General features: G+C 72.0%; 23 protein-coding genes. 16 read left to right on the top strand and 7 right to left on the bottom strand.

From position 1 onward, the window contains the following. Window positions 1-6: 6 nt before the first annotated feature. On the bottom strand, window positions 7-1200 hold the full coding sequence (locus P3X83_RS35645) for an MFS transporter (protein WP_277309760.1): 1194 nt from the start codon (window positions 1198-1200) through the stop codon (window positions 7-9). Window positions 1201-1369: 169 nt separating this feature from the next. Here P3X83_RS35645 and P3X83_RS35640 point away from each other — a divergent pair, with 169 nt between their 5' ends. Beyond that, the gene (locus tag P3X83_RS35640; protein WP_277309759.1) at window positions 1370-2614 is read left to right on the top strand and encodes a lytic transglycosylase domain-containing protein; all 1245 of its coding nucleotides are present in this window, start codon (window positions 1370-1372) and stop codon (window positions 2612-2614) included. Window position 2615: 1 nt separating this feature from the next. On the opposite strand, the gene P3X83_RS35635 is transcribed toward P3X83_RS35640, so the two are convergent. After that, window positions 2616-3596: a ferrochelatase gene (locus P3X83_RS35635; protein WP_277309757.1), complete on the bottom strand. Its 981-nt coding sequence runs from the start codon at window positions 3594-3596 to the stop codon at window positions 2616-2618. A 74-nt stretch (window positions 3597-3670) separates the two neighbouring features. Between P3X83_RS35635 and P3X83_RS35630 the strand changes: the two genes are divergently transcribed. Then, window positions 3671-5689: a S9 family peptidase gene (locus P3X83_RS35630; protein WP_277309756.1), complete on the top strand. Its 2019-nt coding sequence runs from the start codon at window positions 3671-3673 to the stop codon at window positions 5687-5689. Window positions 5690-5700: 11 nt separating this feature from the next. Continuing rightward, a complete protein-coding gene (locus P3X83_RS35625) occupies window positions 5701-6507 on the top strand; it encodes an inositol monophosphatase family protein (RefSeq protein WP_277309772.1) in 807 nt (268 codons plus the stop codon). An 83-nt stretch (window positions 6508-6590) separates the two neighbouring features. On the opposite strand, the gene P3X83_RS35620 is transcribed toward P3X83_RS35625, so the two are convergent. Next, entirely contained in the window at window positions 6591-6755 is a 165-nt protein-coding gene (locus tag P3X83_RS35620) for a hypothetical protein (protein WP_277309755.1), read from the bottom strand. A gap of 266 nt (window positions 6756-7021) precedes the next feature. Here P3X83_RS35620 and P3X83_RS35615 point away from each other — a divergent pair, with 266 nt between their 5' ends. The 5 genes from P3X83_RS35615 to P3X83_RS35595 all read left to right on the top strand — a co-directional run bounded on the left by P3X83_RS35615 (window position 7022) and on the right by P3X83_RS35595 (window position 12351). Continuing rightward, on the top strand, window positions 7022-7675 hold the full coding sequence (locus P3X83_RS35615) for a response regulator transcription factor (RefSeq protein ID WP_277309754.1): 654 nt from the start codon (window positions 7022-7024) through the stop codon (window positions 7673-7675). After that, window positions 7672-9132 carry a HAMP domain-containing sensor histidine kinase gene (locus P3X83_RS35610; protein ID WP_277309753.1) on the top strand — a complete coding sequence of 487 codons (1461 nt, stop codon included), beginning with the start codon at window positions 7672-7674 and terminating at the stop codon, window positions 9130-9132. The genes P3X83_RS35615 and P3X83_RS35610 overlap by 4 nt, the downstream gene beginning before the upstream one ends. A 346-nt stretch (window positions 9133-9478) precedes the next feature. Then, window positions 9479-9778 carry a DUF4193 domain-containing protein gene (locus P3X83_RS35605; protein WP_277309771.1) on the top strand — a complete coding sequence of 100 codons (300 nt, stop codon included), beginning with the start codon at window positions 9479-9481 and terminating at the stop codon, window positions 9776-9778. 34 nt (window positions 9779-9812) lie between these two features. Further along, on the top strand, window positions 9813-10796 hold the full coding sequence (locus P3X83_RS35600; RefSeq protein WP_277309752.1) for a hypothetical protein: 984 nt from the start codon (window positions 9813-9815) through the stop codon (window positions 10794-10796). 178 nt (window positions 10797-10974) lie between these two features. Then, window positions 10975-12351 (top strand): trehalose-6-phosphate synthase, encoded by a 1377-nt coding sequence (locus P3X83_RS35595; RefSeq protein WP_277309751.1) that lies wholly within the window; start codon window positions 10975-10977, stop codon window positions 12349-12351. 154 nt (window positions 12352-12505) lie between these two features. On the opposite strand, the gene P3X83_RS35590 is transcribed toward P3X83_RS35595, so the two are convergent. Continuing rightward, on the bottom strand, window positions 12506-12820 hold the full coding sequence (locus P3X83_RS35590) for a DUF4235 domain-containing protein (RefSeq protein ID WP_277309750.1): 315 nt from the start codon (window positions 12818-12820) through the stop codon (window positions 12506-12508). Window positions 12821-12893: 73 nt separating this feature from the next. On the opposite strand from P3X83_RS35590, the gene valS reads away from it, so the two are divergent. The 6 genes from valS to P3X83_RS35560 all read left to right on the top strand — a co-directional run bounded on the left by valS (window position 12894) and on the right by P3X83_RS35560 (window position 19562). Next, entirely contained in the window at window positions 12894-15422 is a 2529-nt protein-coding gene (gene valS, locus P3X83_RS35585) for a valine--tRNA ligase (RefSeq protein ID WP_277309749.1), read from the top strand. 426 nt (window positions 15423-15848) lie between these two features. After that, on the top strand, window positions 15849-17099 hold the full coding sequence (locus tag P3X83_RS35580; protein ID WP_277309748.1) for an AI-2E family transporter: 1251 nt from the start codon (window positions 15849-15851) through the stop codon (window positions 17097-17099). A 131-nt stretch (window positions 17100-17230) separates the two neighbouring features. Continuing rightward, the gene (dut, locus tag P3X83_RS35575; protein ID WP_277309747.1) at window positions 17231-17665 is read left to right on the top strand and encodes a dUTP diphosphatase; all 435 of its coding nucleotides are present in this window, start codon (window positions 17231-17233) and stop codon (window positions 17663-17665) included. Between the two features lie 26 nt (window positions 17666-17691). Continuing rightward, window positions 17692-18369 carry a DUF3710 domain-containing protein gene (locus tag P3X83_RS35570; protein ID WP_277309746.1) on the top strand — a complete coding sequence of 226 codons (678 nt, stop codon included), beginning with the start codon at window positions 17692-17694 and terminating at the stop codon, window positions 18367-18369. A 77-nt stretch (window positions 18370-18446) separates the two neighbouring features. Next, a complete protein-coding gene (locus P3X83_RS35565; RefSeq protein WP_277309745.1) occupies window positions 18447-18839 on the top strand; it encodes an OB-fold nucleic acid binding domain-containing protein in 393 nt (130 codons plus the stop codon). 21 nt (window positions 18840-18860) lie between these two features. Next, a complete protein-coding gene (locus P3X83_RS35560) occupies window positions 18861-19562 on the top strand; it encodes a DUF3159 domain-containing protein (protein WP_277309770.1) in 702 nt (233 codons plus the stop codon). Window positions 19563-19587: 25 nt separating this feature from the next. On the opposite strand, the gene P3X83_RS35555 is transcribed toward P3X83_RS35560, so the two are convergent. Further along, on the bottom strand, window positions 19588-20247 hold the full coding sequence (locus P3X83_RS35555) for a TrkA family potassium uptake protein (RefSeq protein ID WP_277309744.1): 660 nt from the start codon (window positions 20245-20247) through the stop codon (window positions 19588-19590). Then, a complete protein-coding gene (locus P3X83_RS35550; protein ID WP_277309743.1) occupies window positions 20247-20912 on the bottom strand; it encodes a TrkA family potassium uptake protein in 666 nt (221 codons plus the stop codon). The genes P3X83_RS35555 and P3X83_RS35550 overlap by 1 nt, the downstream gene beginning before the upstream one ends. Before the next feature lie 135 nt (window positions 20913-21047). On the opposite strand from P3X83_RS35550, the gene P3X83_RS35545 reads away from it, so the two are divergent. Together P3X83_RS35545 and P3X83_RS35540 are read left to right on the top strand one after the other, a co-directional pair. Then, window positions 21048-23084: an APC family permease gene (locus P3X83_RS35545; protein WP_277309742.1), complete on the top strand. Its 2037-nt coding sequence runs from the start codon at window positions 21048-21050 to the stop codon at window positions 23082-23084. Further along, window positions 23081-24343 (top strand): class I SAM-dependent RNA methyltransferase, encoded by a 1263-nt coding sequence (locus P3X83_RS35540; protein ID WP_277309741.1) that lies wholly within the window; start codon window positions 23081-23083, stop codon window positions 24341-24343. Before P3X83_RS35545 ends, P3X83_RS35540 begins: the two co-directional genes overlap by 4 nt. Here P3X83_RS35540 and P3X83_RS35535 read toward each other — a convergent pair. After that, the gene (locus P3X83_RS35535) at window positions 24312-25352 is read right to left on the bottom strand and encodes a hypothetical protein (protein ID WP_277309740.1); all 1041 of its coding nucleotides are present in this window, start codon (window positions 25350-25352) and stop codon (window positions 24312-24314) included. The two genes, P3X83_RS35540 and P3X83_RS35535, sit on opposite strands and share 32 nt — an antisense overlap. Between the last annotated feature and the right edge of the window lie 131 nt (window positions 25353-25483).

Raw genomic sequence — 25483 nt, 5'->3', positions numbered from 1 at the left:
CGCCCGTCATGCCGTGCTCGGAGCCTCCGAGGCGCGCAGCAGCCCGGACCCGGCCAGGCCGATCAGCACCGCGAGCAGTGCGGATCCGAGCGAGATCGCGTACGCGTCGGAGGCCCCGAACGCGTCGGTCATGCGTCCCCCGGCCCAGGCCCCGAGCGCCACGCCGAAGCCGACCGAGGTGGAGAGCCAGGCCATGCCCTCGGTGAGCAGGTGCGGCGGCGCCAGCCGTTCGATCATGCTGTAGCCGGTGATGAGGGTCGGGGAGATGGCCATTCCGGCGACGAACAGCGCCAGGGCCATCAGCGGCAGGTTGCCGATCAGCACGATCGGCGTGAGGCCGACGGCGAAGAACAGGAGGGCGCGGACGAACCGGCCGCGCAGCGTGAGCTTCCAGGACCGCGCGCCGTACCAGAGGCCCGACACCATGCTGCCTGCGGAGAAGGCGGCGAGCAGCCCCCCGGACATGCCCTTGGAGCCGTGTTCCTCGGCGAAGCCGACGGTGATGATGTCCACCGATCCGAAGACCGCGCCCATCGCGAGGAAGACGCCGCAGAGCAGGGCGATGCCGGGGACCGTGACCGGGCTGCGGGAGTGCCTCCCGGCGGGCCGGACGGGTGGTTCGGTGCCGCGCTGGGCGGCGAAGAACAGGGTTCCCAGGAGGGTGGACGCCAGGGCCACGATCAGCCCGGCGTACGGGTTGATCAGGGTGGCCAGGGCCGTGACCAGGGCGGGCCCGGCCACGAAGATCACCTCGTCGGCCACGGACTCGAATGAGAACGCGATGTGCAGCTTTGGCGATCCGCCGAGCAGGTGGGTCCAGCGCGCCCGGACCATGGAGCCGAGCGACACGGCGGTGAGGCCGGTCACCGTTCCGGTGACGTAGAGGGTCCAGTGCGGGGCGCCGGAGCGGACGCAGAGCATCAGCGCGATGAGGGCGGCGGCGTGGGTCAGCACCAGCGGGACCAGGATCCTGCCCTGCCCGAACCGGTCGGCCAGGCGGCCGGTCAGCGGCGCGGCGACGGCCAGCGCGACCGAGACGGTCCCTGCCACCGCGCCCGCCATCGTGTACGAGCCGGTGAAGGCGGAGATCAGCAGGATGATGCCCAGCCCGAGCATGGACATCGGGGCCCGCCCGAAGAACCCGCTGACGACGAAGCCCTTGACTCCGGGCATCGCGAACAACCCTCGGTACGCCCCCACCGAAACTCTCTCCCCTCCGCACGCCCATGGCGTGGTCTGGACACTCTTCCCCCGGCACGGTGGGGAGACATGTGTGCCCGTCTGGACAATGACGCGGTGATGTGAGGTGAATCAAGTGAATTTTCGCATTTGACGCTGGCCGAACGGCCGATGGGATAGCGTTTACGGGATGCCCCGCAGCCCCAGTGCCGCCGCCATGCCCGCCGTCCTGGCGGGGCTGACGGCGGCGATCGTGCTCACGATCCTGGCCGGGGCGCTCTACCTGATGCGCACGCCCGCCTCCGGGGCGCCCGTCACCCCGCGCCCGGTGGGCCGCGGCGACCTCGCCTCCGGCCGTACCCTCACCGGCCTGGAACGGCTCGTGCCGACGACCGCCCCCCACGCCCCGCCCGCGTCGCCCCCGGCGTCCGCCACCACCGCTCCGGCGATCGGAGGGCCGGGCGTCACGCTCACCCCGCCGCGCGTCTTCGCGGTCAGCCAGGCGTCGGTGCCGCGCGCGACGATGCACAAGATCTCCGGGCTGAAGCACGTGCAGAAGGCGGCGGCCGTGGACGCCGGGACGGTGAAGGTCGCGGGTTCCGGGCTCAGCCTGCTGGCCGTCCAGCCCGCCGAGTTCCGCGCCTGGACCCCCAAGCAGGTCGCCGACCAGCCGGGCGTGTGGGAGGCCCTGGTCAGGGGCGAGTTCGTCGCGGACAGCAAGGCCGTACAGCGGCTCGGGCTCGTCCTGGGCGCCGAGTACCAGGTGGACAACGGGCCCAGGCTCCGGGTCGCGGCCTCCGCCCCGCTCGGGCTGCCGGGAGTCGACGGGATCGTCGGCGTCGAGACCGGACGCAGGCTCGGGCTCCTGCCGGGGGTCGCGGTCCTGGTCCACGGCGACGAGAAGAACGCGGCCACGATGGGCTCCGCCGTGCGCCGGGCCCTCGGCTCGGGGGCCCAGGTCGTCACGGTGGGCGACGGCCGGAGCGTGACCGCGGGCAAGAAGAAGAACGCGCCCCGGGCCGAGCCGCGGGCCCCCCGCCGCGTGGTGGTGGGCAGGCCGGGCAGCTACCTGGAGCTGTACCGCGTGTCGGCCCAGGTGTGCCCGGGCCTGTCATGGACCGTGCTGGCCGCCATCGGCCAGGTGGAGAGCTCCCACGGCCGCAACAACGGCCCCTCGTCGGCGGGCGCGCTCGGGCCGATGCAGTTCATGCCCGCGACCTGGAAGGCCTACGGCGTGGACGGCGACGGCGACGGCAAGGCCGACATCTGGAGTCCCTACGACGCCGTGCCCTCGGCCGCGAACTACCTGTGCGCGAACGGCGCGAACCAGGGCGGCAAGAAGCTGGAGAAGGCCATCTGGTTCTACAACCACTCCTGGGACTACGTCAGGAAGGTGATGGGCGTCGCCGCCGGCTACGCCCGCCAGTACTCCTGACCTACTCCGGCGGGGCCGCCGGGCGCACCGGCCTCGGGCAGCATCCCGCCGCGCATCCGGTGGGCTCCGGCTCGGCCATCAGCTCGCCCACCATCCGCACGAACCGGGAATGGACGCCGGCCGTCGCCGCCCGGGTGAGGTGCATGCCCAGCTCCTTGGCCCGGTCCGCGGCCTCGACGTCGAGGTCGTAGACGACCTCCATGTGGTCGGAGACGAACCCGATCGGCACCAGCACCGCGGCCTCCACGCCCGCGCCGGAGAGATCGGTCAGGTGGTCGCAGACGTCGGGTTCCAGCCACGGGACCTGCGGCGGCCCGCTGCGGCTCTGCCACACCAGGTCCCACTCCCCGGCACGGCCGACGGCCTCCGCCACGAGCCCGGCGGTGGCGCGCAGTTGCGCCTCGTACTCCCCGCCCGACGGCCCGGCCGTCCGCGCCATCGACACCGGGACGCTGTGCGCGGTGAACACGAGCCTGGCCGTCTCGCGGTGGCCCGGTGGCAGGTCGTCCAGCGCGCGGCGGGTGTGGTCGGTCATCGCGGAGATGAACCCGGGGTGGTCGTGGTAGTGGCGGAGCTTCACGATCTCCGGCGCGCCCTCGACGGCCGCCACGGCGGCGGCGATGTCGTCGAGGTACTGCCGGCAGCTCGAATAGCCGGCGTAGGCGGCGGTGACGAACGCGGCGGCCCTGCGCACGCCGTCGGCCGCCATCTGCCGCACCGTGTCGGTGAGGAACGGGTGCCAGTTGCGGTTTCCCCAGTACACCGGCACGTCGAGGGTCGGCCGCAGCGCGGCGACCAGGTCGCGGCACTGCCCGTTGATCGGGCTCACCCCGCCGAACCGCTGGTAATGCGCCTCCACCTCCAGAAGCCGCGCACGGGGCACACCGCGTCCCCTGACCACGTTCTCCAGAAAGGGCATGACGTCGCCGGGCTGCTCAGGCCCGCCGAACGACACCACCACCAGCGCGTCGTAATTCCCCATGGCACCATCCAACCCGATCCCCGGCTCGCTCTGACATGCGGCGCCGGGCACGTGTCCAACGGTAGGTTCGGGACGTGACGGACTTCAGGGATGTGTTCAAGGACATTCGGGACTACGTGCAGGTTCCTCGTTTCGCCGGCCTGCGGCTGTCGCCCGACGGGACACGACTGGCCGGTGTAGTGCAGGCGCTCAACCCTGACGGCCGGTCCTACGGGACCGCGTTGTGGGACATCCCGCTCACCCCTGAAGGGGAGCCCAGGCGTCTGACCAGGTCCGCGAAGGGGGAGGCGGGCGCCGAGTTCACCGGCGCGGGAGACCTCCTGTTCGTCTCCCCGCGCCCCGACCCCACGGTCAAGGAGGGCGATGACACCGAGGCGTCCGCGCTGTGGCTGCTGCCCGCCGGGGGCGGCGAGGCCCGCCGGATCGCCGCCCGCGCCGGCTCCGTCGGAGCGGTCAGGGCGGGCGGTGGCACCGTCGTCTTCGCGGCCGACGTGCTGCCCGGCCCCGAGGCGGGCGACGCCGAACGGCGCAGGGCGCGCAAGGAGGCCGGGGTCAGCGGCGTGCTCTACGACTCGCACCCGGTGCGCTTCTGGGACCACGATCTCGGGCCCGGCGAGCAGCGGCTGTTCGCCGCGGCCCTGGGCGGCGAGACCCTCGCGGAGATCAGGGATCTGACGCCCGAGCCCGGCCGCGCACTGGACGACGGCGCGTTCGCCGTCACCCCCGACGGCACCGCCGTCGTGACCACCTGGGCCCTGCCCAGGCCCGGCGGCGAGCGCCGCGTGGACCTGGTGGCGATCCCGGTGGACGGCGGCGAGCGGCGCGTCCTGGCCTCCGCCGAGGGCTACGACTTCATCGGGCCGGTCGAGGTCTCTCCCGACGGCCGCCACGTCGCCTGCGTACGCGAGACGCACGACCGCGTCGGCCGCGACGGCCGCGACCACCGCGTCCCGATGTCCATCCTGTGGGTGGTGGACCTGGCCACCGGAGAGGGCGCCGCGCCGGGCGGGGAGCTCTGGCCCGCGGCCATCGCCTGGGCGCCCGACTCGCGCGCGATCTACCTGGCGGCCGACCACGGAGGACGCAGGCCCGTCTTCCGGGTACCGCTCGACGGCGGCGAGGTCGAGCGGGTGACCGCCTCCGACTCCTCCTACCAGCAGATCTGCCCGGCCCCCGACGGGCGCGCTCTCTACGCGGTGCGCAGCGGGGTGGCCGAGGCCCCGGTGCCGGTCCGGCTCTTCCTCGCCGACGGGCGCGAGGAGGTCCTGCCCAGCCCGGCCCCGGCCCTCCGCCTGCCCGGCACCCTCACGGAGGTGACCGCCACCGCCGACGACGGCGCGCCGGTGCGCGGCTGGCTGGTCCTGCCCGAGGGCGCGTCCGCCGCCAACCCGGCGCCGCTGCTGCTGTGGATCCACGGCGGGCCGCTGGCGAGCTGGAACGACTGGTCCTGGCGGTGGAACCCGTGGATCATGGCCGAGCACGGCTACGCCGTGCTGCTGCCCGACCCCTGCCTGTCCACCGGGTACGGCGAGGCGATGATCCGCAGGGGCTGGCGCGATTGGGGCCCGCGCACCCAGGCCGACCTGCTGGCCGTCACCGACGCCGCGCTGGAGCGGCCCGACCTCGACGCGGCCCGCACGGCCGTGATGGGCGGCTCGTTCGGCGGCTACATGGCCAACTGGATCGCCGGTCACACTCGCAGGTTCAAGGCCATCGTGACCCACGCGGCGCTGTGGCACCTGGAGCAGTTCCTGGGCACCACCGACGCCCCGCACTACTGGCGGCGCGAGCTGGGCACGCCGGGCGGCGAGACGCTGCGGCGGCTCTCCCCGCACCTGTCCCTGGAGCAGATCACCACGCCCATGCTGGTGATCCACGGCGACCGCGACTACCGGGTGCCGGTCGGCGAGGCCCTGCGCCTGTGGTGGGACCTGCAGCGGTCCTCCGTCGAGTCGAAGTTCCTGTACTTCCCCGATGAGAACCACTGGGTGCTCAAACCGGGCAACATCGTCGCCTGGTACGAGACCGTCCTGGCCTTCCTCGCCCAGCACGTGCTCGGCGAGGACTGGCGCGCGCCGGAATCCCTGTCGTGAGCGCCGCGGAGATGGGCGCGACCCCGGCCGAGCTGACCGCGCTCGCCGTGGAGATCGCCACCGAGGCGGGGGAGATGCTGCTGGCCAAGCGTCCCGCCCGTCCGGAGGTCCTGGAGACCAAGTCGAGCCCGACCGACGTGGTGACCGCGCTCGACCGGGCCGCGGAGGAGCTGATCCGCGGCCGGATCCGCCGGGCCAGGCCGGGCGACGCCGTCCTCGGCGAGGAGGGCGGGGTCACCGAGGGCGGCGCGGTGCGCTGGATCGTGGACCCCATCGACGGCACGGTCAACTTCCTGTACGGCCTGCCCGACTGGGCGGTGAGCCTGGCCGTCGAGGTGGACGGCCGGGTCGTGGCCGGGGTGGTCAACGTCGTGCCGCGCGGCGAGGTGTTCACCGCGTCGCTGGGCGGCGGCGCGTGGCTGGCCGGTGAGCGGCTGCGCTGCAACGAGGGGGTGCCGCTGTCCCGGGCGCTGGTGGCGACCGGGTTCGGCTACCGGCCGGGCAGGCGCGCCGTGCAGGGCGAGGTGCTGGCGAAGGTGCTGCCGGAGGTCCGTGACATCCGGCGGGCCGGATCGGCGGCGGCCGACCTGTGCGCGGTCGCGGCCGGGCGCGTGGACGCGTATTACGAACGCGGCCCGCAGTACTGGGACTACGCGGCGGGCGGGCTCGTGGCGTCCGAGGCGGGGGCGCGTCTGGGCGGCCTGCGCGGCGGCCCGCCCAGCCCGGAGATGACGGTGTGCGCCGCGCCGGGGCTGTTCGAGGAGCTGAGCGGGCTGCTGGTCACGCTCGACCCGGAACGCGACCGATCCGGGGACTGATCCGGGGAGTCTGCGAGAGGGGCCGGTCCGGTGCGGACCGGCCCTCTCACCGGCCCTTCATCATGGGCGGGGCCGGTAAACCGTCAGCGCTTGAGTGTGACGCCGTTGTCCACGGCGATGCGGCGCAGATCCTCGATCTCGGCGGTGAGGGTGTCGGCGAGGAAGTCGTCGCCTTCGGACCTGGCCTCCTGAAGCCCTCTGTAGGCCTGGTCGAGCCGGCCTTCGATGGTGGTCGTGAACTCGCCCATGTCTCACCTTCTTTCTCGGGGGCGGAGAGGGACGGTGCCACCCCGGCTAGGCCTCACCAGGGGTGTGGCACACGCTGTACCCAACCCGGTATGTGCCTCAAACCACCATTCGCACATCTCTCGGGTGTGCTTCCTGTCACCGGCCTCTCCTATGGTGGGACCAGCGCTTACCGTGCGCTTACCGCCGCTGTGGTGACAATGAGACACCGTCCCGGGAGAGTCAGGGGCCGCACCGGGCGGATCTTCTGTGGAGGTGCCGAGAACCCATGCGAGTGCTTGTGGTCGAGGACGAGCGGGTGCTCGCCGACGCGATCGCAACCGGCCTTCGCCGCGAGGCGATGGCCGTGGACGTGGCCTATGACGGGGGCGGGGCGCTGGAGCGCACCGGTTACATCGACTACGACGTGATCGTGCTCGACCGCGACCTCCCTGTGGTGCACGGAGACGAGGTGTGCAGGCGGCTGGTGGCCGGGCGCACCGCCTCGCGGATCCTGATGCTGACCGCCTCGGGCGAGGTCGACGACAAGGTCGAGGGGCTGGGCCTGGGCGCCGACGACTACCTGGCCAAGCCGTTCGTGTTCGTCGAGCTGGTCGCGCGCGTCCGCGCGCTGGGCCGCCGCTCGGCTCCCGCCCTGCCGCCGGTGCTCGAACGCGAAGGCGTGCGCCTCGACCCGGCCAAGCGGCTGGTCACCCGTGACGGCAGGGAGATCGCGCTGACCAAGAAGGAGTTCGCGGTCCTTGAGGAGCTGATGCGCGCCGAGGGCGCGGTCGTCAGCCAGGAGGACCTGCTGGACAAGGCGTGGGACGAGAACATCGACCCGTTCACCAACGTGGTGCGGGTGACGATGATGACTCTGCGCAAGAAGCTCGGCGATCCGCAGGTGATCGAGACCGTGCCAGGGGTCGGGTACAAGCTGTGAGCGAGGCACGGGGGCCGTCGGCGCCGGGGCCGGAGGGGGCGCAGCAGCACAAGCAGGGCACGGGCTCTCGTCCGTCCTTCACCGCGCCGACCGGCTCGCCGGGCCCGACGCATCCCATGATCAGCCCGCATCCGGGACGCCGGGGCGAGGCCGACGGCTTCGGCCCGGCCGAGGACCTCGACCAGGGCCGCCGCCGTGACCGGCCGCCGCCCCCGCCGACCGGGCCGCCCGCGTGGGACGGCCCGCCGCCGGTCGCCGCCCAGCCGCTCGACCGCGGCCTGTGGGAGTCGATGCGCGACTTCCCCTCCAGGCTCGGCATCCGCTGGCGGCTCACCCTCACCTACGGCGCGCTGTTCTTCGCCGCGGGCGCGCTGCTGCTGTTCGTGATGTACACGATCGTGGGCGCGTCCATCGACAGCACCTGGCCGACCGTGCCGTTCAACTTCGAGGGCATCCACCCGGAACAGGCGCAGTTCCTGATGCAGTGGTGGGATCAGCAGCGCGACCTGACGAAGGTCGCGGCCCGCGCGCAGGTGCTGGACCGCTCGCTGCTCGCCCTGCTCGGGGTGGGGATCTTCGCGCTGATCCTCGGCTACTTCGTCGCCGACCGGGCGCTGCGCCCGGTGGCGCAGATGACCTCCACCGCGCGCAAGCTCTCGGAGAGCACGCTGGCCCACCAGCGGATCGACCTCAAGGGCGCCGACGACGAGCTGAAGGAGCTGGCCGACACCTTCGACGCCATGCTCACCCGGCTCAACGTGGCGTTCCACACCCAGCGGCGGTTCGTGGCCAACGCCTCGCACGAGCTGCGCACGCCGCTCACCATCAACCGGACGGTGCTGGAGATCGCGCTGGCCGACCCGGAGGCGTCGGCCGACCTCAAGGCGCTCGGCCGCACCCTCCTGGAGGTCAACGCCAGGAACGAGCGGCTCATCGAGGGCCTGCTGCTGCTGGCGCGCAGCGAGCGGGAGCTGAGCGTGCGGCAGCCGGTCGACGTCAAGGACGTCGCGGAGACGGCGCTTGAGCAGCTCGCGCCGGTCGCCCAGGAGGCGGGTGTGACCGTCACCACCGACCTGCTGAGCGCGGAGACGACCGGCGACCCCGTCCTGCTGGAGCGCTGTGTGGCCAATCTCGTGGAGAACGCGGTCAAGTACAACGTGCCCGAATCGGGAAAGATCTGGGTCCGTACGGGAATGGCGAACGATGTCCTGATTGTTCAGGTGGCCAATACGGGCCCGCACGTTCCCGCGTACGAGGTCTCCGGTCTGTTCGAGCCGTTCCGGCGGCTCAACGCCGATCGGGTCGATTCGGCCAAGGGGGCCGGGCTGGGCCTGTCCATCGTGCGCGCGGTCGTGCAGGCGCACGGCGGCAATGTGACGGCGGTGCCGCGTGACGGGGGCGGACTGGTGGTGACGCTGCGGCTGCAGAAGGCGGTAGCGGCGATCAGGAAGAGCTGAGATTCCCCGTGTCACAGGGGCCGGAGGGCCGTGTGGGAGGCGGGAGTGACCAACTGGAGGGCGTATCCGGCGGTTCATCCGGCGGGGGGCGTCTCGTTCACGCCGCACATGTGGTTGGATGTGCCGTCGAACACGGTGCTGCATGGCGTCAATGCTGTGGTTTCCGCCATATTTGGCTAACTACTCCCATTGGCGACGGCTCACACGCGTGCAGGGAGGTTCAGTGGCCGTGCCCGCGGGGTACCGATGCACAAATCTCTTCGGACCTTTCGGGCACAAGATGGGGCTCCCAGACGTTATACGCGCGCGACGGTGCGCAGACAGATAGATGAGGGGGATGGAGAAGATGGCTACCGACTACGACAGCCCACGCAAGACAGACGACGACCTGAACGAGGACAGCCTTCAGGAACTGCAGGCTCGCCGTACGGACAAGTCCTCGGGCAGCATCGACATCGACGAGACCGATCTGGCCGAGTCGCTTGAGCTGCCCGGCGCCGACCTGTCCAACGAGGAGCTCTCGCTCCGGGTGATTCCTCGCCAGGCCGACGAGTTCACGTGCTCGCGGTGCTTCCTGGTGCATCACCGCAGTCAGCTCGCCTCGGAGAAGGGCGGGGAGCAGATCTGCCGGGAGTGCGCCGCCTGATCGACCCGACGGATCTTGAGGGAGGCGCCGCAGAGTGGCGAGCACAGCGGATCGACCGTCGCGCGACGACGACACCGGCGAGCCCGGCCGGACGCCAGACGCACCCGTGACCACGACCGGGGCGTCCAAGGCGGCCGAGCCGGGCCCGGCGGACCGGCCCGCCGACGACCCCGCGGCGGCACCCGGTTCCCGGCACGACGCCGGCGAGCCGAGCGGCGGTGCGGGCGCCGAGCCGGGTGACGAGGTCGCGGTCCTGGTCGGCCGGCTGACCGAGCCCGGCGAGCTGGACCGCGCCGAGCGCCGGCGGCTGATGGGCAGGCTCACCTCGGCCCTGGTGACGGCGGGGAGGAAGGCCAAGGAGTCCGGAGCGGGCCGTGGCAGGTGGCTCGCGGACATCTATATGGCCACCGCTCCCCGCGTGCCCGTCCGTGATCTGCGAACCCTCCAGGAACACCACTACGGTCTGTCCGGCGAGGCCCTCGCCGACGACCTGGTGCGTACGGCGGCCAAGGCCACGACCGCCGTCGGCGCCGTCGGCGGCGCGCTGGCGACGGCGCAGTTCGCCGCTCCGCCGCTGCTCCTTTCCGCCCCCGCCCAGCTCGTCGCCGAGACCCTGGTGGTCGCGGCCATCGAGACCAAGCTCATCGCCGAACTGCACGAGGTGTACGGCGTGCAGGTGCCCGGCAACGGCGGGCAGCGCGCGCTCGCCTTCGCGGTCGCCTGGTCGAAGCAGCGCGGCGTGGACCCCCTCGCGCCGGGCTCGGTGACCATCGCCCTCGGCGCCGCCGCCAAGACCGCCTTGCGCAATCGCCTGATGCGCACGCTCGGACGCCATCTCACCACCCTGGGCCCCTTCCTGACCGGCGCCGTCGCCGGAGCGGCACTGAACCGCACCGCCACCAGGCGCCTGGCCGGGGCCGTGCGCGCGGACCTCCGTCGCCAGATCGCGCCGCCCGAGCCGCCAGAGGGCGCCTCCGAGCTTCCCGCTCAGGGCCCCCGTTCCATCACCCCCGGCTGAAAGCGCGAAGTAAAGCGCACTCCAGGACCCTCCCTGCGCGAAGGCATGTTCCCCCATCTGATTAGGATGGAGTGGAAGCTGGGTTTTATGCTGTTCTTGCGCATTCGTCCGGTAGCCGAGCGAAAGCGTCCCGTGTCCCTTTCGTAAGGTGGTCATTCAGCCGACCATTGGAGGAAGCGTGCAGGGCCGCAGCTCCTTTCTCATCGTCGCCAACCGGCTTCCCGTCGATCGCGACGGGAAGTCACAGTGGCGCCGCAGTCCCGGTGGACTGGTGACCGCAATCGCCCCAGTCATGCAGCGGCGCGACGGCGCCTGGCTCGGCTGGCACGGCGCGCCCGACGAGAGGCTCGACCCCTTCGACCACGACGGCATGCACCTCATCCCGGTGCCGCTCTCCGCCTCCGACATCGAGCTCTACTACGAGGGGTTCTCCAACGCCACGCTGTGGCCGCTCTACCACGACGTCGTCGCCCCGCCCGTGTACTCGCGGGTGCTGTGGGACGCCTACCGCGCGGTCAACGAGCGGTTCGCGCAGGCCGCGGCCGACGCCGCGGCGGAGAACGCCGTGGTCTGGGTGCAGGACTACCAGCTCCAGCTCGTGCCGGCGATGCTCCGGAGACTGCGGCCCGACCTGCGGATCGGCTTCTTCCTGCACATCCCGTTCCCGCCGTCGGAACTGTTCACGCAGTTGCCCTGGCGCAGGGAGATCCTGGACGGCCTGCTCGGCGCCGACCTGGTCGGCTTCCAGCGGCCCGGCGGCGCGTCCAACTTCATCCGCCTGTGCCGCCGCCAGCTCGGCCTGCAGCACCAGAAGCACGAGATCTACCGGGACGGCCGGGTCATCCGCGCCGAGGCGTTCCCCATCTCCGTGGACTTCGGCGAACTGGACACCCTGGTCCGCGAGCCGCACGTGGTGGCCAGGGCCAAGGAGATCCGCACCGAACTGGGCGACCCCGAGCACGTGCTGCTCGGCGTGGACCGCCTGGACTACACCAAGGGCATCGGCCAGCGGCTCAAGGCGTTCGGCGAACTGCTCGCCGACGGCGCGGTCAACGCCGGCGACGCCGTCTTCGTGCAGATCGCCACGCCCAGCAGGGAGCGGGTGGAGGAGTACCGGCGGCTGCGCAACGGCATTGAGCTGCAGGTCGGCAGGATCAACGGCGAGCAGGGGCTGATCGGGCACCAGCCGGTGCAGTACCTGCACCAGTCGTACCAGCGCAACGAGCTGGCCGCCCTGTACCTGGCCGCCGACGTCATGGTGGTCACCCCGCTGCGCGACGGGATGAACCTGGTGGCGAAGGAGTACATCGCCTGCCGTCACGACCTGCGCGGCGCGCTCGTGCTCAGTGAGTTCGCCGGCGCGGCCGACGAGCTGCGGCAGGCGTTCCTGGTCAACCCCTACGACGTGGACGGCCTCAAACGCGCCATGCTCGCCGGCATGCGCGCGACCCCGCACGAACTGGCCAGGCGGATGCGCTCCCTGCGCAGGCGAGTGGCCACCTACAACGTGGACCGCTGGGCGGGGGAGTTCCTGAACGCCCTGGAGACCCCCTGAGACCGGCCGGAGCGTGCGAGCCTTCCCGTGCCCCCGCCGGGCCCGGGAAGGCCGCCACGGCGGACCTGGAACCGCTCCAGGCGCCGCGCCGGGGAAACCCCCGCGCGACGGCTCACGCCTTCAGTGCCGCGCCGGGAAAGCCCGGCGCGACGGCTCACGCCTTCGGGGTCGCCACCTGGGCGATCGCCTTGGCCTCGGCCCTGGCGCCGGACCACGCCTTGTAGCGCTTGGCCGCAGCGCGCGTCGCCACGATCCTGGCCACCTCCATGCCGACCGCGGTGACCACCGCGTAGCCGATCGCCTCGGCGATGCCGATCTCCAGCGAGTCGGGGTCGGCCGGGGGCTTCTTGCCCGTGGCCTTCTGCCAGCCGAACTCGATGGCCTTGCGGGTGGCGAACCCCACGCCGAGGGCGACCAGCCCTCCGATGGCGCGCCACGCCAGATCCGGCTTCTCCGCCTTGTCCGCCATAACGCCTCCCCCTTCCAGGTATGCGAAAAACCCTAGCCCGTTCGGACAGGTGACCGGGCTACCATAAGGACGCATGACCGAACAGCGATCGCGCCATGCCGCCGTGCCCGAGAAACCCACTCTCGGCGGGCTCGAAGCGGTATTGGTAGCGCGCTGGGAGGCCGAGGGCACCTACCGATTCGACCGCGCCAGGCCGCGTGAGGACATCTTCTCGATCGACACTCCGCCGCCGACCGTCTCCGGCTCGCTGCACATCGGCCACGTGCTGTCATATACCCACACCGACCTCATCGCCCGGTTCCAGCGGATGCGCGGCAAGACCGTGTTCTACCCCATCGGCTGGGACGACAACGGCCTGCCCACCGAGCGCCGGGTGCAGAACCACTTCGGCGTGCGGTGCGACCCGGCGATGCCGTACGACCCCGACTTCGAGCCGCCGTCGAAGCCGGGCGGGCGGCAGGTGCCGATCTCGCGCCGCAACTTCGTGGAGCTGTGCCACCGGCTCACCGAGGTCGACGAGCGGGCGTTCGAGGAGATGTGGCGGCGCGTCGGCCTGTCGGTCGACTGGTCGCTGCTCTACACCACCATCGGCGACCACTCCCAGGCCGTGTCCCAGCGCGCCTTCCTGCGCAACCTGCGGCGGGGCGAGGCGTACCTGGCCGAGGCCCCCACCCTGTGGGACGTCACCTACCGCACCGCCGTCGCCCAGGCCGAGCTGGAAGACCGGGAGTGGCCCGGCGCCTACCACCGGATCTCCTTCCACCGGCCGGGCGGCGAGCGGGTGTGGATCGAGACCACCCGCCCCGAGCTGATCCCCGCCTGCGTGGCGCTGGTCGCCCACCCCGACGACGAGCGCTACCGGCCCCTGTTCGGCACGTCGGTCTCCACGCCGGTGTTCGGCGTGGAGGTTCCGGTCCTCGCCCACCATCTGGCCGAGCCCGACAAGGGGTCGGGCATCGCGATGATCTGCACCTTCGGCGACATCACCGACGTCACCTGGTGGCGCGAGCTGGGCCTGGCGACCCGCCCGGTGATCGGCTGGGACGGCCGGCTGCTGCCCGAGCCGCCCGAGGGCGTCCCGGCGGGGCCGTACTCCGAGCTGGCCGGGCATACGGTCGCCGAGGCCAAGGAGCGCGCCGTCGCCATGCTCCGCGAGAGCGGCGACCTCGAAGGGGAGCCCCGGGCGATCAGCCGTCCCGTGAAGTTCTACGAGCGCGGCGAGAAGCCCCTGGAGATCGTCACCACCCGCCAGTGGTACATCCGCAACGGCGGGCGCGATCCCGAGCTGCGCCGTGCGCTCCTCGGCCGCGGGGCCGAGCTGAACTGGCACCCCGCGCGGATGCGCGTGCGCTACGACAACTGGGTCGAAGGGCTCGCGGGCGACTGGCTGATCTCCAGGCAGCGCTTCTTCGGCGTGCCGATCCCGGTTTGGTACCCGCTCGACGACACGGGGCAGCCGGTGCACGACCGGCCGATCCTGCCCGAAGAGGGCACGCTGCCCATCGACCCCTCCGACGACGTCCCGCCGGGTTACACGGAAGACCAGCGCGGCAAGGCGGGCGGGTTCACCGGCGACCCCGACGTCATGGACACCTGGGCGACCTCCTCGCTGACCCCCGAGATCGCGGCCCGCTGGGGCGTCGACGACGCGCTCTACCACCAGGTCACCCCGATGGACCTCCGCGCCCAGGCGCACGAGATCATCCGGACCTGGCTGTTCAGCACGGTGGTGCGGGCCGAGCTGGAGCACCGGCGCCTGCCGTGGTCCTCGGCGGCGATCTCCGGCTGGGTGCTCGACCCCGACCGCAAGAAGATGTCCAAGTCCAAGGGCAATGTCGTCACCCCGCTCGCGCTGATCGAGAAGCACGGCTCCGACGCGGTGCGGTACTGGGCGGCGGGCGGACGGCTCGGCGTCGACACCACGTTCGAGGTCGGGCAGCTCAAGATCGGCCGGCGACTGGCGATCAAGATCCTCAACGCCTCGAAGTTCGTGCTCGGCCTCGGTGAGACCGACCCGGCCGACGAGGTGACCGAGGCGCTCGACCTCTCCATGCTGGCGCGGCTGGGCCACCTCGTGGACGAGGCCACCACGGCCTTCGAGGGCTACGAGCACACCCGTGCCCTGGAGGCCGTCGAGCGGTTCTTCTGGGCGTTCTGCGACGACTACCTGGAACTCGTGAAGAGCAGGGCCTACGGCGCCGACGCCGGGGCCCGTTCGGCGCGCGTGGCACTGCGCCGGGCGCTCGATGTGCAGTTGCGGTTGTTCGCGCCGTTCATGCCGTTCGTCACCGAGGAAGTCTGGTCCTGGTGGCGCGTGGGCTCCGTGCACCGCGCCCCCTGGCCCGTCCCCGCCGATGCCGGCTCCGGGGGAGACCCCGAGATCCTGACGGCGGTCGCCGAGGTCCTCGGCCGGATCCGCAAGGCCAAGTCCGAGGCCAAGCTGTCCATGCGCGCCGAGGTCGCCCGCCTCACGGTCGCCGGCCCGTCCGCCACCCGCATCCGCCCCGCCCAGGACGACCTGTGCGAGGCCGGCCACGTCGAGGAGTTCGTCCTGGCTCCCTCCGCCGACTCGTCCGTCGAGGTCGTCCTCGCCGACTCGTGACCTGCCCTACCCGGGCGTACCTTGATCCCGATTTGGCGTCGGGATGGTTGTACGCCCGGTACGAGGCTCGTGCGATTGAAAGAGAGGTACCGAAAGCCCCCTCGCTCGTGCTCTGCTGCAGGTGAAGCCGCCGGCGAACGGGGTGCCGGTCGTGGAGGAGACCCCGCGGTGATCACACAGGACGGAACACCCTGTCCGGGAGCGTGGTCAACCTGGACCGGCCGGCGGGAGCATGGTGGAACAGGGCACCACGGTGCACGTCACCTTCGGCGACTACCAGGTCGTTCCGCAGGACGGGGCGGGCAAACCGATCCGCCGGATCGGCCGCCGGACCGGGTAGCCGGGTGAGGAAGGTCTCCCCCAGTTGGTAGCAGACTGGGGGGAAACAGGCGCGCGTTCCGCTTGCTGACGTGACAGGGTGTTAGCGTGATCTCCGACCCGCGCCGCCCAATGCAGCTCGTTCCGCCGGCGCTGGCCAGGATGGCCGCGTGGAGCGTGTGTCTCATCCTGCTCGGCGTGGTGCTGTACTACTTCGCGCAGGTGGTCGTCACGTTGCGGTTCGTGGCGCTGCCGGTGGCGATCGCGCTGCTGCTGGCCGCCCTGCTGTTCCCGATCACCAAGCGGCTGCGCAGGGCCGGGCTGCGGCCCATCTGGGCCACCTGGCTGACCATGCTGCTGGCGTTCGCGGTGCTCGTCGGCACCGGGTGGATCGTCGGGGTGCGGGCCACCGAGGAGTTCCCCGGACTGGTCACCCAGTTGGAGAAGACCGTCCAGAGTGTGCAGGATTGGCTGATCAACGGGCCGCTGCAACTCCAGCAGGCGCAGATCGAGGCGTACGTCACGCAGATCACCACCCTGCTCAACACGCAGCAGGCCCTGATCACCAACACCGTCGTGACCGGCGCGACGGTCGCGGTGGAGGTGCTCGCCTCCATCGTGCTGCTGCTGTTCGTGACGTTCTTCCTGCTCAAGGACGGCGAGCGGATCTGGTCGTGGGTCCTGCGCGCCTTCGGCCGGGTCTCGCCCCGCGTCGACCGGGCGGGCAGGGCGGCCTGGGAGACCCTGTCGCAGTACGTCCAGGGCACCGTGGCGGTGGCCGCCGTGCACGGCTTCATCATGGGCATCGTGCTGGCGGGCATGGGGGTGCCGCTGTGGGCGCCGCTCGCGGTGCTCATCTTCTTCGCCAGCTTCATCCCGATCGTCGGCATCTTCTTCGCGGGCGGCCTGGCCACGCTGGTCACGCTGGGCGCGCGCGGGCCGATCCTGGCTCTCGTCTTCGTCGGGATCCTGGTCGTCGAACAGCAACTGGAGAACCACGTCCTGCAGCCGCTGATCGTGGGCCGGGCGGTCAACTTCCACCCGCTGGCGGTCATCCTGGTGCTGGCGGTCGGCGGCGTGCTCGCGGGGATCACCGGCGCGGCAGTGGCCGTCCCCATCGCCGCGGTGATCTACCGCGCACTGCCTGAACTGCGGCGCGCCCAGCCGAAGGAGCCACCCGAAGAGTCGTACGTCCGGAAGGGAGGCACCGGGCCGCCGCTCGCGGACCGGCCCCGGCAGGCGCCGACGGAGGCGGAACCGCCCCGTGACGAGACGCCCGCGCCGGCCGCCGCGCCCGGCGGGCAGGGCGCCCCGGCCGGTCGCGACGCCGACGCGAGACACGGCGAGACCACGGAGTAGGGCCGAGGCGGTCCCCGGTGGCGGTAATGTTCCGCACCGTGACCCGTTCCATGCCGGCGACCGTCGCGCACGCCCTCCCACCGGCGTTCGCGGCCCGTCCGGCGCGTTCCTCGCCTCGGGAGAGATGACCGGTGGTCCAGGTGCTCATCAAGCGGCTCGACGACGGCCTGCCGGCCCCCTCCTATGCGCACCCCGGTGACGCGGGTGCCGACCTGTACTCGGTGCGCGACATCGAGCTGCTGCCCGGTGAGCGGACGATCGTCGGCACCGGCGTGGCGATCGCGCTGCCCGACGGCTACGCCGCGTTCGTGCACCCCCGGTCCGGGCTGGCCGCCAGGCACGGTGTCACCATGGTCAACGGTCCCGGCACCATCGACGCCGGATACCGTGGCGAGATCCAGGTGAACCTGATCAACACCGACTCCAAGGAGCCGGTCCGGCTGCGGCGCGGCGACCGTATCGCCCAGTTGGTGATTCAGCGTGTCGAGCGGGCAGCCTTCCATGAGGTCGTGCGGCTGCCCGAATCGGCGCGCGGCACCGGCGGGTTCGGGTCGACGGGCCGCTGAGAAACGTTGCGAGGAGCGTGAGGGAAGTGTTCCGACGTCGCCGCCGTCAAGCGGACCCGGAGACGGGCGCCGCGGTGGAGCGGGAGGCGCCCGCCCCCGGCAGGGAGTCAGGGCCGTGGGACGCGGACGAGCCGTACCCCGACCACCAGCGCATCGACCTGGGCGGGCTGCGCCTGCCGGTGCGCGAGGGGTTCGAGATCCGGCTGATCGTCCCGGCCGAGCAGATCGTCGGCGCGGCCGTGCTGGTGGACGACAGCGCGCTGCAGGTCCACGCGCTGGCCGCGCCGCGCTCGGCGGGCCTGTGGGACGAGGTCCGCGCCGAGCTGGCCGAGAGCGTCAAGAGCGCGGGCGGCACCACCGAGGAGCGCGAGGGGGCCTTCGGCGTCGAGCTGATCGGCCGGGTGCCGGTCGAGGGCCAGGGCACCCAGACCGTGCGCTACCTCGGCGTGGACGGCCCGCGCTGGCTGCTGCACGCCGTCCTCAGCGGCCAGGCGGCCACCGACGCGGAGGCGGCGGCCACGCTGGAGGAGGTCGTGCGCGACATCGTCGTGGTACGCGGTGACGGCCCGATGGCGCCCAAGGACACCATCGAGCTGCGGCTGCCGCCGGAGACCCGCCAGGCCATGGAGGACGCCCAGGACGGCGACGGCGGGCCCGATCTCGATCCGTTCCGCCGCGGCCCCGAGATCACCGAGACGCGCTGACCACGCGCCGGTTCCGGACGCGCCGGCACCCGCATACCATCGCATAGGCTGGCTCATCATGGTGAGAGGAAGAGGCCGTGAGTGCGGCAGAACCCCATAAACCCAGTCGACTTCGCGGGTTCTTCAGACGTCTGACGACCAGTCAGACCGAGCTGGAGGCGGAGGAGCTTCAGGAAGACCTCGATCGGCACGGCGCGACCCCCATCGCCAGGTGTGGCGGGCGGCGCAGGTTCTGCGTAGCGGGTACGCTACGGACGGTGACCCTGCGCCCGCGCGGCGGAGCCCCCGCGCTGGAGGCCGAGCTCTACGACGGTTCCGACGTGATCGACCTGGTCTGGCTGGGCCGGCGGAAGATCGCCGGGATCGAGCCGGGCCGCATGTTGCGTGCCGAGGGGCTGGTCAGCCTGCAGGACGGCCGCAAGGTGATGTTCAACCCGAGGTACGAGCTTCGCCCCGCGGGCGGCGCCTGACAAGGAGTGGTGAGCGACACGATGAGTACGGCCGAGGCGACCTCAGGCGGCACTGCGTACGCCACGGTGGAGGCCGTGATCCGGGCGCAGCTCACCAAGGCCCTGGGCGGCAGGCGCGGCATCGTCGAGGCGGCGCTTCCCACCATCGCCTTCACCGTGGGCTGGATCTTCACCGAAGACCTCCGCACGTCGCTCATCGTCAGCATCGGCCTGGCGGTCGTGCTGCTCGCGGTGCGCCTGATCCAGCGGTCCACGCCGCAGTTCGTGATCAACAGCCTGATCGGGATCGCCATCGGCGCGTTCTTCGCCAGCCGCACCGGCGAGGCCAAGGACGTCTATCTGCCGGGCATCCTGTACAACGGCGGCTACGCGGCGGTCATGCTGCTGTCGGTGGTGACCCGGTGGCCGCTGGTCGGATTCATGATCGGCTCGGTCACCGGCGACCCGACCGGCTGGCGCAAGGACCCGGGCATCGTCCGGCTGTGCTCCAAGCTGACCTGGCTGCTGATGATCCCCTGCCTGATCAGGGTGGTCGTGCAGCTCCCCATCTACCTCATCTGGGGCAACAGCGGGGTGGCCGCGATGGGGGTCGCCAAGATCGCGCTCGGCTGGCCGCTCCAGGTGGCGGCGCTGGCCGCCATGGTGTGGGTCCTCGCCAGGGGGCGCACGCCGATCCAGGCCGTGCCGGGCGCCGCGTCCACCGACGATGTGAAGCCCTCCTGACCCCGTAGGGGCCCCGGAGGGCCCGTTAGTGCGGCGCCAGCAACTGGGCGAGCTCCCGTTCGACCTCCTGTGAGGCCACGAACAGCAGCTCGTCGCCCGCCTCCAGCGGGTCGTCGGCGCTCGGCACCAGCACCCGGCCCTCGCGCAGGATGGCCACCAGCGCCGAGTCGGCCGGCCACGGCACCGACCCGGAGCGCTGCCCGACCACCGGAGCGTCCTCCGGCAGGGTCAGCTCGACCAGGTTGGCCTGCCCCTGGCGGAAGGTCATCAGCCGGACCAGGTCGCCGACGCTGACCGCCTCCTCGACCAGGGCCGACAGCAGGCGCGGCGTGGACACCGCGACGTCGACGCCCCAGGACTCGTTGAACAGCCACTCGTTCTTCGGGTGGTTGATCCGGGCGACCACGCGCGGCACGCCGTACTCGGTCTTGGCGAGCAGCGAGACGACCAGGTTGACCTTGTCGTCGCCGCTGGCCGCGATCACCACGTGGCAGTTGTTCAGGCCCGCCTCGTCCAGCGAGGAGATCTCGCAGGCGTCGGCGAGCAGCCACTCGGCGCGGGGCACACTGTCGATCTTGATGGCCTTGGGGTCGCTGTCCACGAGGAGCACCTCGTGGCCGTTCTCCAGCAGCTCCGCCGCGATGGAACGGCCGACGGCACCGGCGCCCGCGATCGCCACGCGCATCAGTGATCCCCCTCCGGTGCGCCGGAGAGCACCTTGTTGATCCGGTCCATGTCGTTCGCCGCCGCCATGACGTGCAGTATGTCGCCCTCCTGCACCACCGTGTCGCCCTTGGGCAACAGCGCCTCGCCCATCCGGTTGACGAACGCCACCCGGGTGCCCGCGGCGACTTCCAGGTCGGCCACGCGCGTGCCGATCCAACCGGCGTTGCAGGCGACCTCGGCCAGCACCACGGTGCCGGTGGGGTCGCGCCACAGCGGCTCGGCGCCCTCGGGCAGGATGCGCCGCAGGATCTGGTCGGCGGTCCATCGGACGGTGGCCACCGTCGGGATGCCCAGCCGCTGGTACACCTCGGCGCGGCGCGGGTCGTAGATGCGGGCGACGACGTTCTCCACGCCGAAGGTCTCGCGCGCCACGCGGGCCGAGATGATGTTGGAGTTGTCGCCGCTGCTGACCGCGACGTAGGCACCGGCCGTACCGATGCCCGCCTCTTCCAGCACGTCGCGGTCGAAGCCGATCCCGGTGACCCGCCGGCCGCGGAAGCCCGCGCGCAGACGGCGGAACGCCTGGGGGTCCCGATCGACGATGGCGATGGAATGGCCGTTGTCCTCGAGGATGTGCGCCAGGGTGGAACCGACCCGGCCACAGCCCATGATCACAATATGCATTCTCCCCCGCCGGTATCCGTTTCAGGCGGTCCGAATAGCTGCCAGTAGTAAGTATGGCGCGTATTGGGAGCGGCGCGGCAGTGTCCCCGGAGACGTGCGTCATCCGGCCGACTACGATCGGCAGGCGTGTCGAAAATGACCGATGCCGTAAAGCGCCTCCTGGTGGGCAGGGCGCTGCGCAGCACCCAGTTGCATGAGCAACTGCTGCCCAAGCGCATCGCGCTGCCGGTTTTCGCGAGCGACCCGCTCTCGTCCGTGGCCTACGCCCCGCTGGAGATCCTCGTCGCCCTGTCGGTCGGCGGGGTGGCGGCCTACCTGTTCTCGCCGTGGATCGCCGTGGCGATCGTGGTGCTGATGTTCACCGTGGTGGCCTCGTACCGGCAGACGGTCCACGCCTACCCGAGCGGCGGCGGCGACTACGAGGTCGCCATGACCAACCTGGGACCGAACGCGGGCCTGACCGTGGCCAGCGCGCTGCTGGTCGACTACGTGCTCACCGTCGCGGTTTCGGTCTCCTCCGGAGTGGACAACATCGGCTCGGCCATCCCGTTCGTGGCCGAGCACAAGGTGGCGATCGCGATCGTCATGGTGGTCCTGCTGACGCTGATGAACCTGCGCGGGATCCGGGAGTCCGGCGGCTTCTTCGCCATTCCCACCTACGCCTTCGTCATCGGCGTACTCGGGATGATCGCCTGGGGGCTGCTCCAGATCGGCGTGCTGGGCGAGACCCTGCGCGCGCCGAGCGCGGGCTTCGAGGTGATCCCTGAGAACGAGGGCGAGCTCGCCGGGCTGGCGCTGGCCTTCATGCTGCTGCGCGCGTTCTCCAACGGCTGCGCCGCGCTCACCGGGGTCGAGGCGATCAGCAACGGCGTGCCCGCGTTCCGCAAGCCGAAGAGCCGGAACGCCGCCACCACGCTGCTGATGATGGGCCTCATCGCGGTGTCGATGTTCGTCGGCGTGGTCACGCTGGCGCTGGCGTCGGGGGTCAAGGCCGCCGAGGTGCCTTCGAAGAACCTGCTGATCAACGGCCAGCCGGCGGGGCCGGGCTACACCAACGAGCCGATCCTGCCCCAGGTGGCCTCCGCCGTCTTCGGCCACGACACGATCGGGTTCGTCTACATCAGCGCGATCACCGCGCTGATCCTCTTCCTGGCGGCCAACACCGCCTTCAACGGCTTCCCAGTGCTCGGCTCCATCCTGGCCCAGGACCGCTTCCTGCCGCGCCAGCTCCACACCAGGGGCGACCGGCTGGCCTTCTCCAACGGCATCATCCTGCTCGCGGCGTTCGCCTGCCTGCTGATCTTCGCCTTCAACGCCAACCCGAGCGCCCTGGTCCACCTCTACATCGTGGGGGTGTTCGTCTCCTTCACGCTGAGCCAGATCGGCATGGTGATCCACTGGACCCGCCTGCTGCGGACGGAGACCGAGCCGGCCGCGCGGCGGCGCATGCAGCGCTCCCGGATGATCAACGGGTTCGGCGCGATCCTCACCGGGCTGGTGCTGATCGTGGTCCTGATCACCAAGTTCATGCTGGGCGCCTGGATCGTGGTGCTCGCCATGCCGGTGCTCTTCGTGATCATGAGGAGCATCCGGACGCACTACGACCACATCACCCAGGAACTCGCGCTGCCGGCCGACGCCGAGGACGGCGAGCAGACCCTGCCCGCGCGCAACCACGCCATCGTGCTGATCTCCAAGATCCACAAGCCGACCCTGCGGGCCATCGCCTACGCGCGCGCCACCCGGCCGAGCACGCTGGAGGCGGTCACCGTCGGGGTGGACAACCGCGAGTCGCAGGCGCTGCTGGAGGAATGGGAGCGGCTGGGCCTGCCGGTGCCGCTGAAGATCCTCGACTCGCCGTACCGGGAGATCACCCGGCCGATCCTGGAATACGTCAAGGCGCTGCGCCGCCGCTCGCCCCGCGACGTGGTGACCGTCTACATTCCGGAGTACGTGGTCGGCCACTGGTGGGAACATGTCCTGCACAACCAGAGCGCGCTGCGCCTGAAGGGACGCCTGCTGTTCATGCCGGGTGTCATGGTCACCAGCGTGCCCTGGCAACTGCACTCCTCGCTCCGGCTCAAGGGCAGACCGGAGCCGTTCGCCCCAGGAGCGGTGCGCCGCCCATGGGAAGAACCCCGCCGCGACGAGCACATCGGAACGAACTCATGACACTGCTGGAGATGACCGTCGACCGCGTCGCCAACGGCGGCTGGTGCGTGGGCCGCCACGAGGGCCGGGTGGTCTTCGTGCGGCACGCGCTCCCCGGCGAGCGCGTGCGCGCCGAGGTCACCGAGGAGACCGCGAGGTTCCTGCGGGCCGACGCCGTCGAGATCCTCGACCCCTCGCCCGACCGGGTGACCCCGCCCTGCCCGTACGCCGGGCCGGGCCGCTGTGGCGGCTGCGACTGGCAGCACGCCGCCCTGCCCGCCCAGCGCGCGCTCAAGGCCGCCGTGGTGGCCGAGCAGCTCGCCCGCCTGGCCGGGATCGAACGCGAGGTCGTGGTGGAGGAGGTGCCCGGCGCTCCCGAGGGGCTCGGCTGGCGCACCAGGGTCCGCTTCGCCGTCCGGCCGGACGGCGTGGCCGGGCTGCGCAGGCATCGCTCCCACGACATCGAGCCGGTCGACGCCTGCCTGATCGCGCACCCGGACGCCGAGGCGGCCGGGGTGGAGACGAAGTCCTGGCGGGGCGCCTCCTACGTCGAGGTGATCGCCTCCTCCGAGGGCGACCGCGCCGTGGTGGTGACTCCGAAGGGGCGCAGGGGCGTCGCAGTGCCGGATCTCGACGCGCCCGCGGCGGTGCTCGTCGACGAGGGGCGGGGCCGCACCGAGGCCGTCAGGGGGAAGGGCACGCTCCGCGAACGGGTCGGCGAGCGCTCGTTCGAGGTGACCGGCAGCGGGTTCTGGCAGGTGCACCCGGGGGCGGCGGAGACCCTGCTCGGGGTGGTGCTCGGCTTCGCCGATCCGCGTCCCGGCGAGCGCGCCGTCGATCTGTACTGCGGCGCGGGGCTGTTCACCGCGGGCCTGGCCGACGCGGTCGGGCACGAGGGCGCCGTGGTGGGGGTCGAGTCGGAGACCCCCGCCGTCCGCGACGCCCGGCGCAACCTGAGCGGGCTGCCCCAGGCGCGGATCGAGCGCGGCCGGGTGGAGCGGGTCCTGGAGCGTCTCGCCGAGCAGGGCGCGGACCTCGTGGTCGCCGACCCGCCGCGCGCCGGGCTCGGCCGCGAGGTGGTCGCCGGGATCGTCGCGCTCGCCCCCGGCCGGATCGTCTACGTCTCGTGCGACCCGGCCACCATGGCCAGGGACATCGCGCTGTTCGCCGGACACGGTCACACCCTTGAGTCGCTGCGCGCCTTCGACGCCTTCCCGATGACCCACCACGTGGAGTGCGTGGCGCTGCTCACCGCGTCGGGCGGGCCAGGGCGCGGGTGACGCCCGGCCCCGGGCGCGCGCCGCGGAACGACAGCCAGGCCAGGTTCCTGCGCTCGGCGTAGCCCGCCAGCGTGCGGGCGTCGGCGGCGCTGAGGTCGGCGGTGCGGCTCAGCGTCGTGGTCAGCGCGATGTGTCCCCAGCCGTCGTCTCCGGCGGGCAGGGCCAGGGCCTCGACGATCTGGGCGCGGGCCTGGCGGATCGCCGAGGCCAGCTCCCGCAGGTGCCGCCCGTCGGCGGACGGCCGCAGCGGCGCGAGCAGGTTCACCGTGTCCACGGCGTCGCCGGTGGCGGCGAGCAGCCGCCGGTCGGCCGTCGACAGCCCGCCCGGGGAGAGCGGCAGGGAGAAGCTGACGGTGAGCGTACGGCCCCGCTCGGCGGCCTCGCGGCGCAGCTCGCCCAGGACGTCCGCCCGGTACGCGGCGACGCGCGGGTCGTCGGGCCCGGCGATCTCGAAGTCGAGGTGCGTGGCGTCGAGGGCGTCGATCACCCGCCGGTAGGCGGCGATGAGGCCGGCGCGGTCGGCGCACGCCGCCGCCAGTTCGCGCCCGGAGTGCCCGCCGAACGCCGGGGCGGCGTGGCCGCCCGCCGCGCGCAGCGCGCCCAGCCGCCGGGCGACCGGGTCGTCATCCAGGTCGCGCACACCGCCCCAGCGGGGCTGGCACCCGCTCGGGCCGGTCGCGTTGAGATGCCCAAGCAGCACCCAGCGGGCGCCGGAGCGGCGCGTGGCCGCGACCGGGTCGAACTTGGGCCGTGTCGCGGTGCGGGCGAACAGCAGCAGGCCGGAGGGACCCGGCCGGGGCGGCTGCACGACCAGCCTGCGGGTGTGCTCCATGCCGGTCAGCTCGGTGGCCGCGTTGATCGCGACCGCGCCGCGCACCGCCTGGGCGGCCCCGGCCACCGGGACCGGGCCGGGCAGCAGCCACAGCGCGGCGCCGGTCGCGCCGAAGAGCAGCAGGAACGCCACCGTGACCACCGAGCGCGGGGGAGTGCCCGGCAGCCGCTCGCTCATCCCCGCCTCCTAGTGTCCGGCCGGAGCGGCGATCGCCCCGCGTGCCGGTCTGACTACCCAGAGTGTCAAGAACGAAGGTTAGCAAGTACTCGTACCTGTACGGGGGTCGCTCCACGGTTACGGTCCGATCT

Origin of the sequence: Spongiactinospora sp. TRM90649, from assembly GCF_029382225.1 — a bacterium.
GTDB lineage: Bacteria > Actinomycetota > Actinomycetes > Streptosporangiales > Streptosporangiaceae > Spongiactinospora.
The sequence above is the reverse complement of the archived record's forward strand: the minus strand, read 5'-3'. Positions and strand labels throughout refer to the sequence as shown.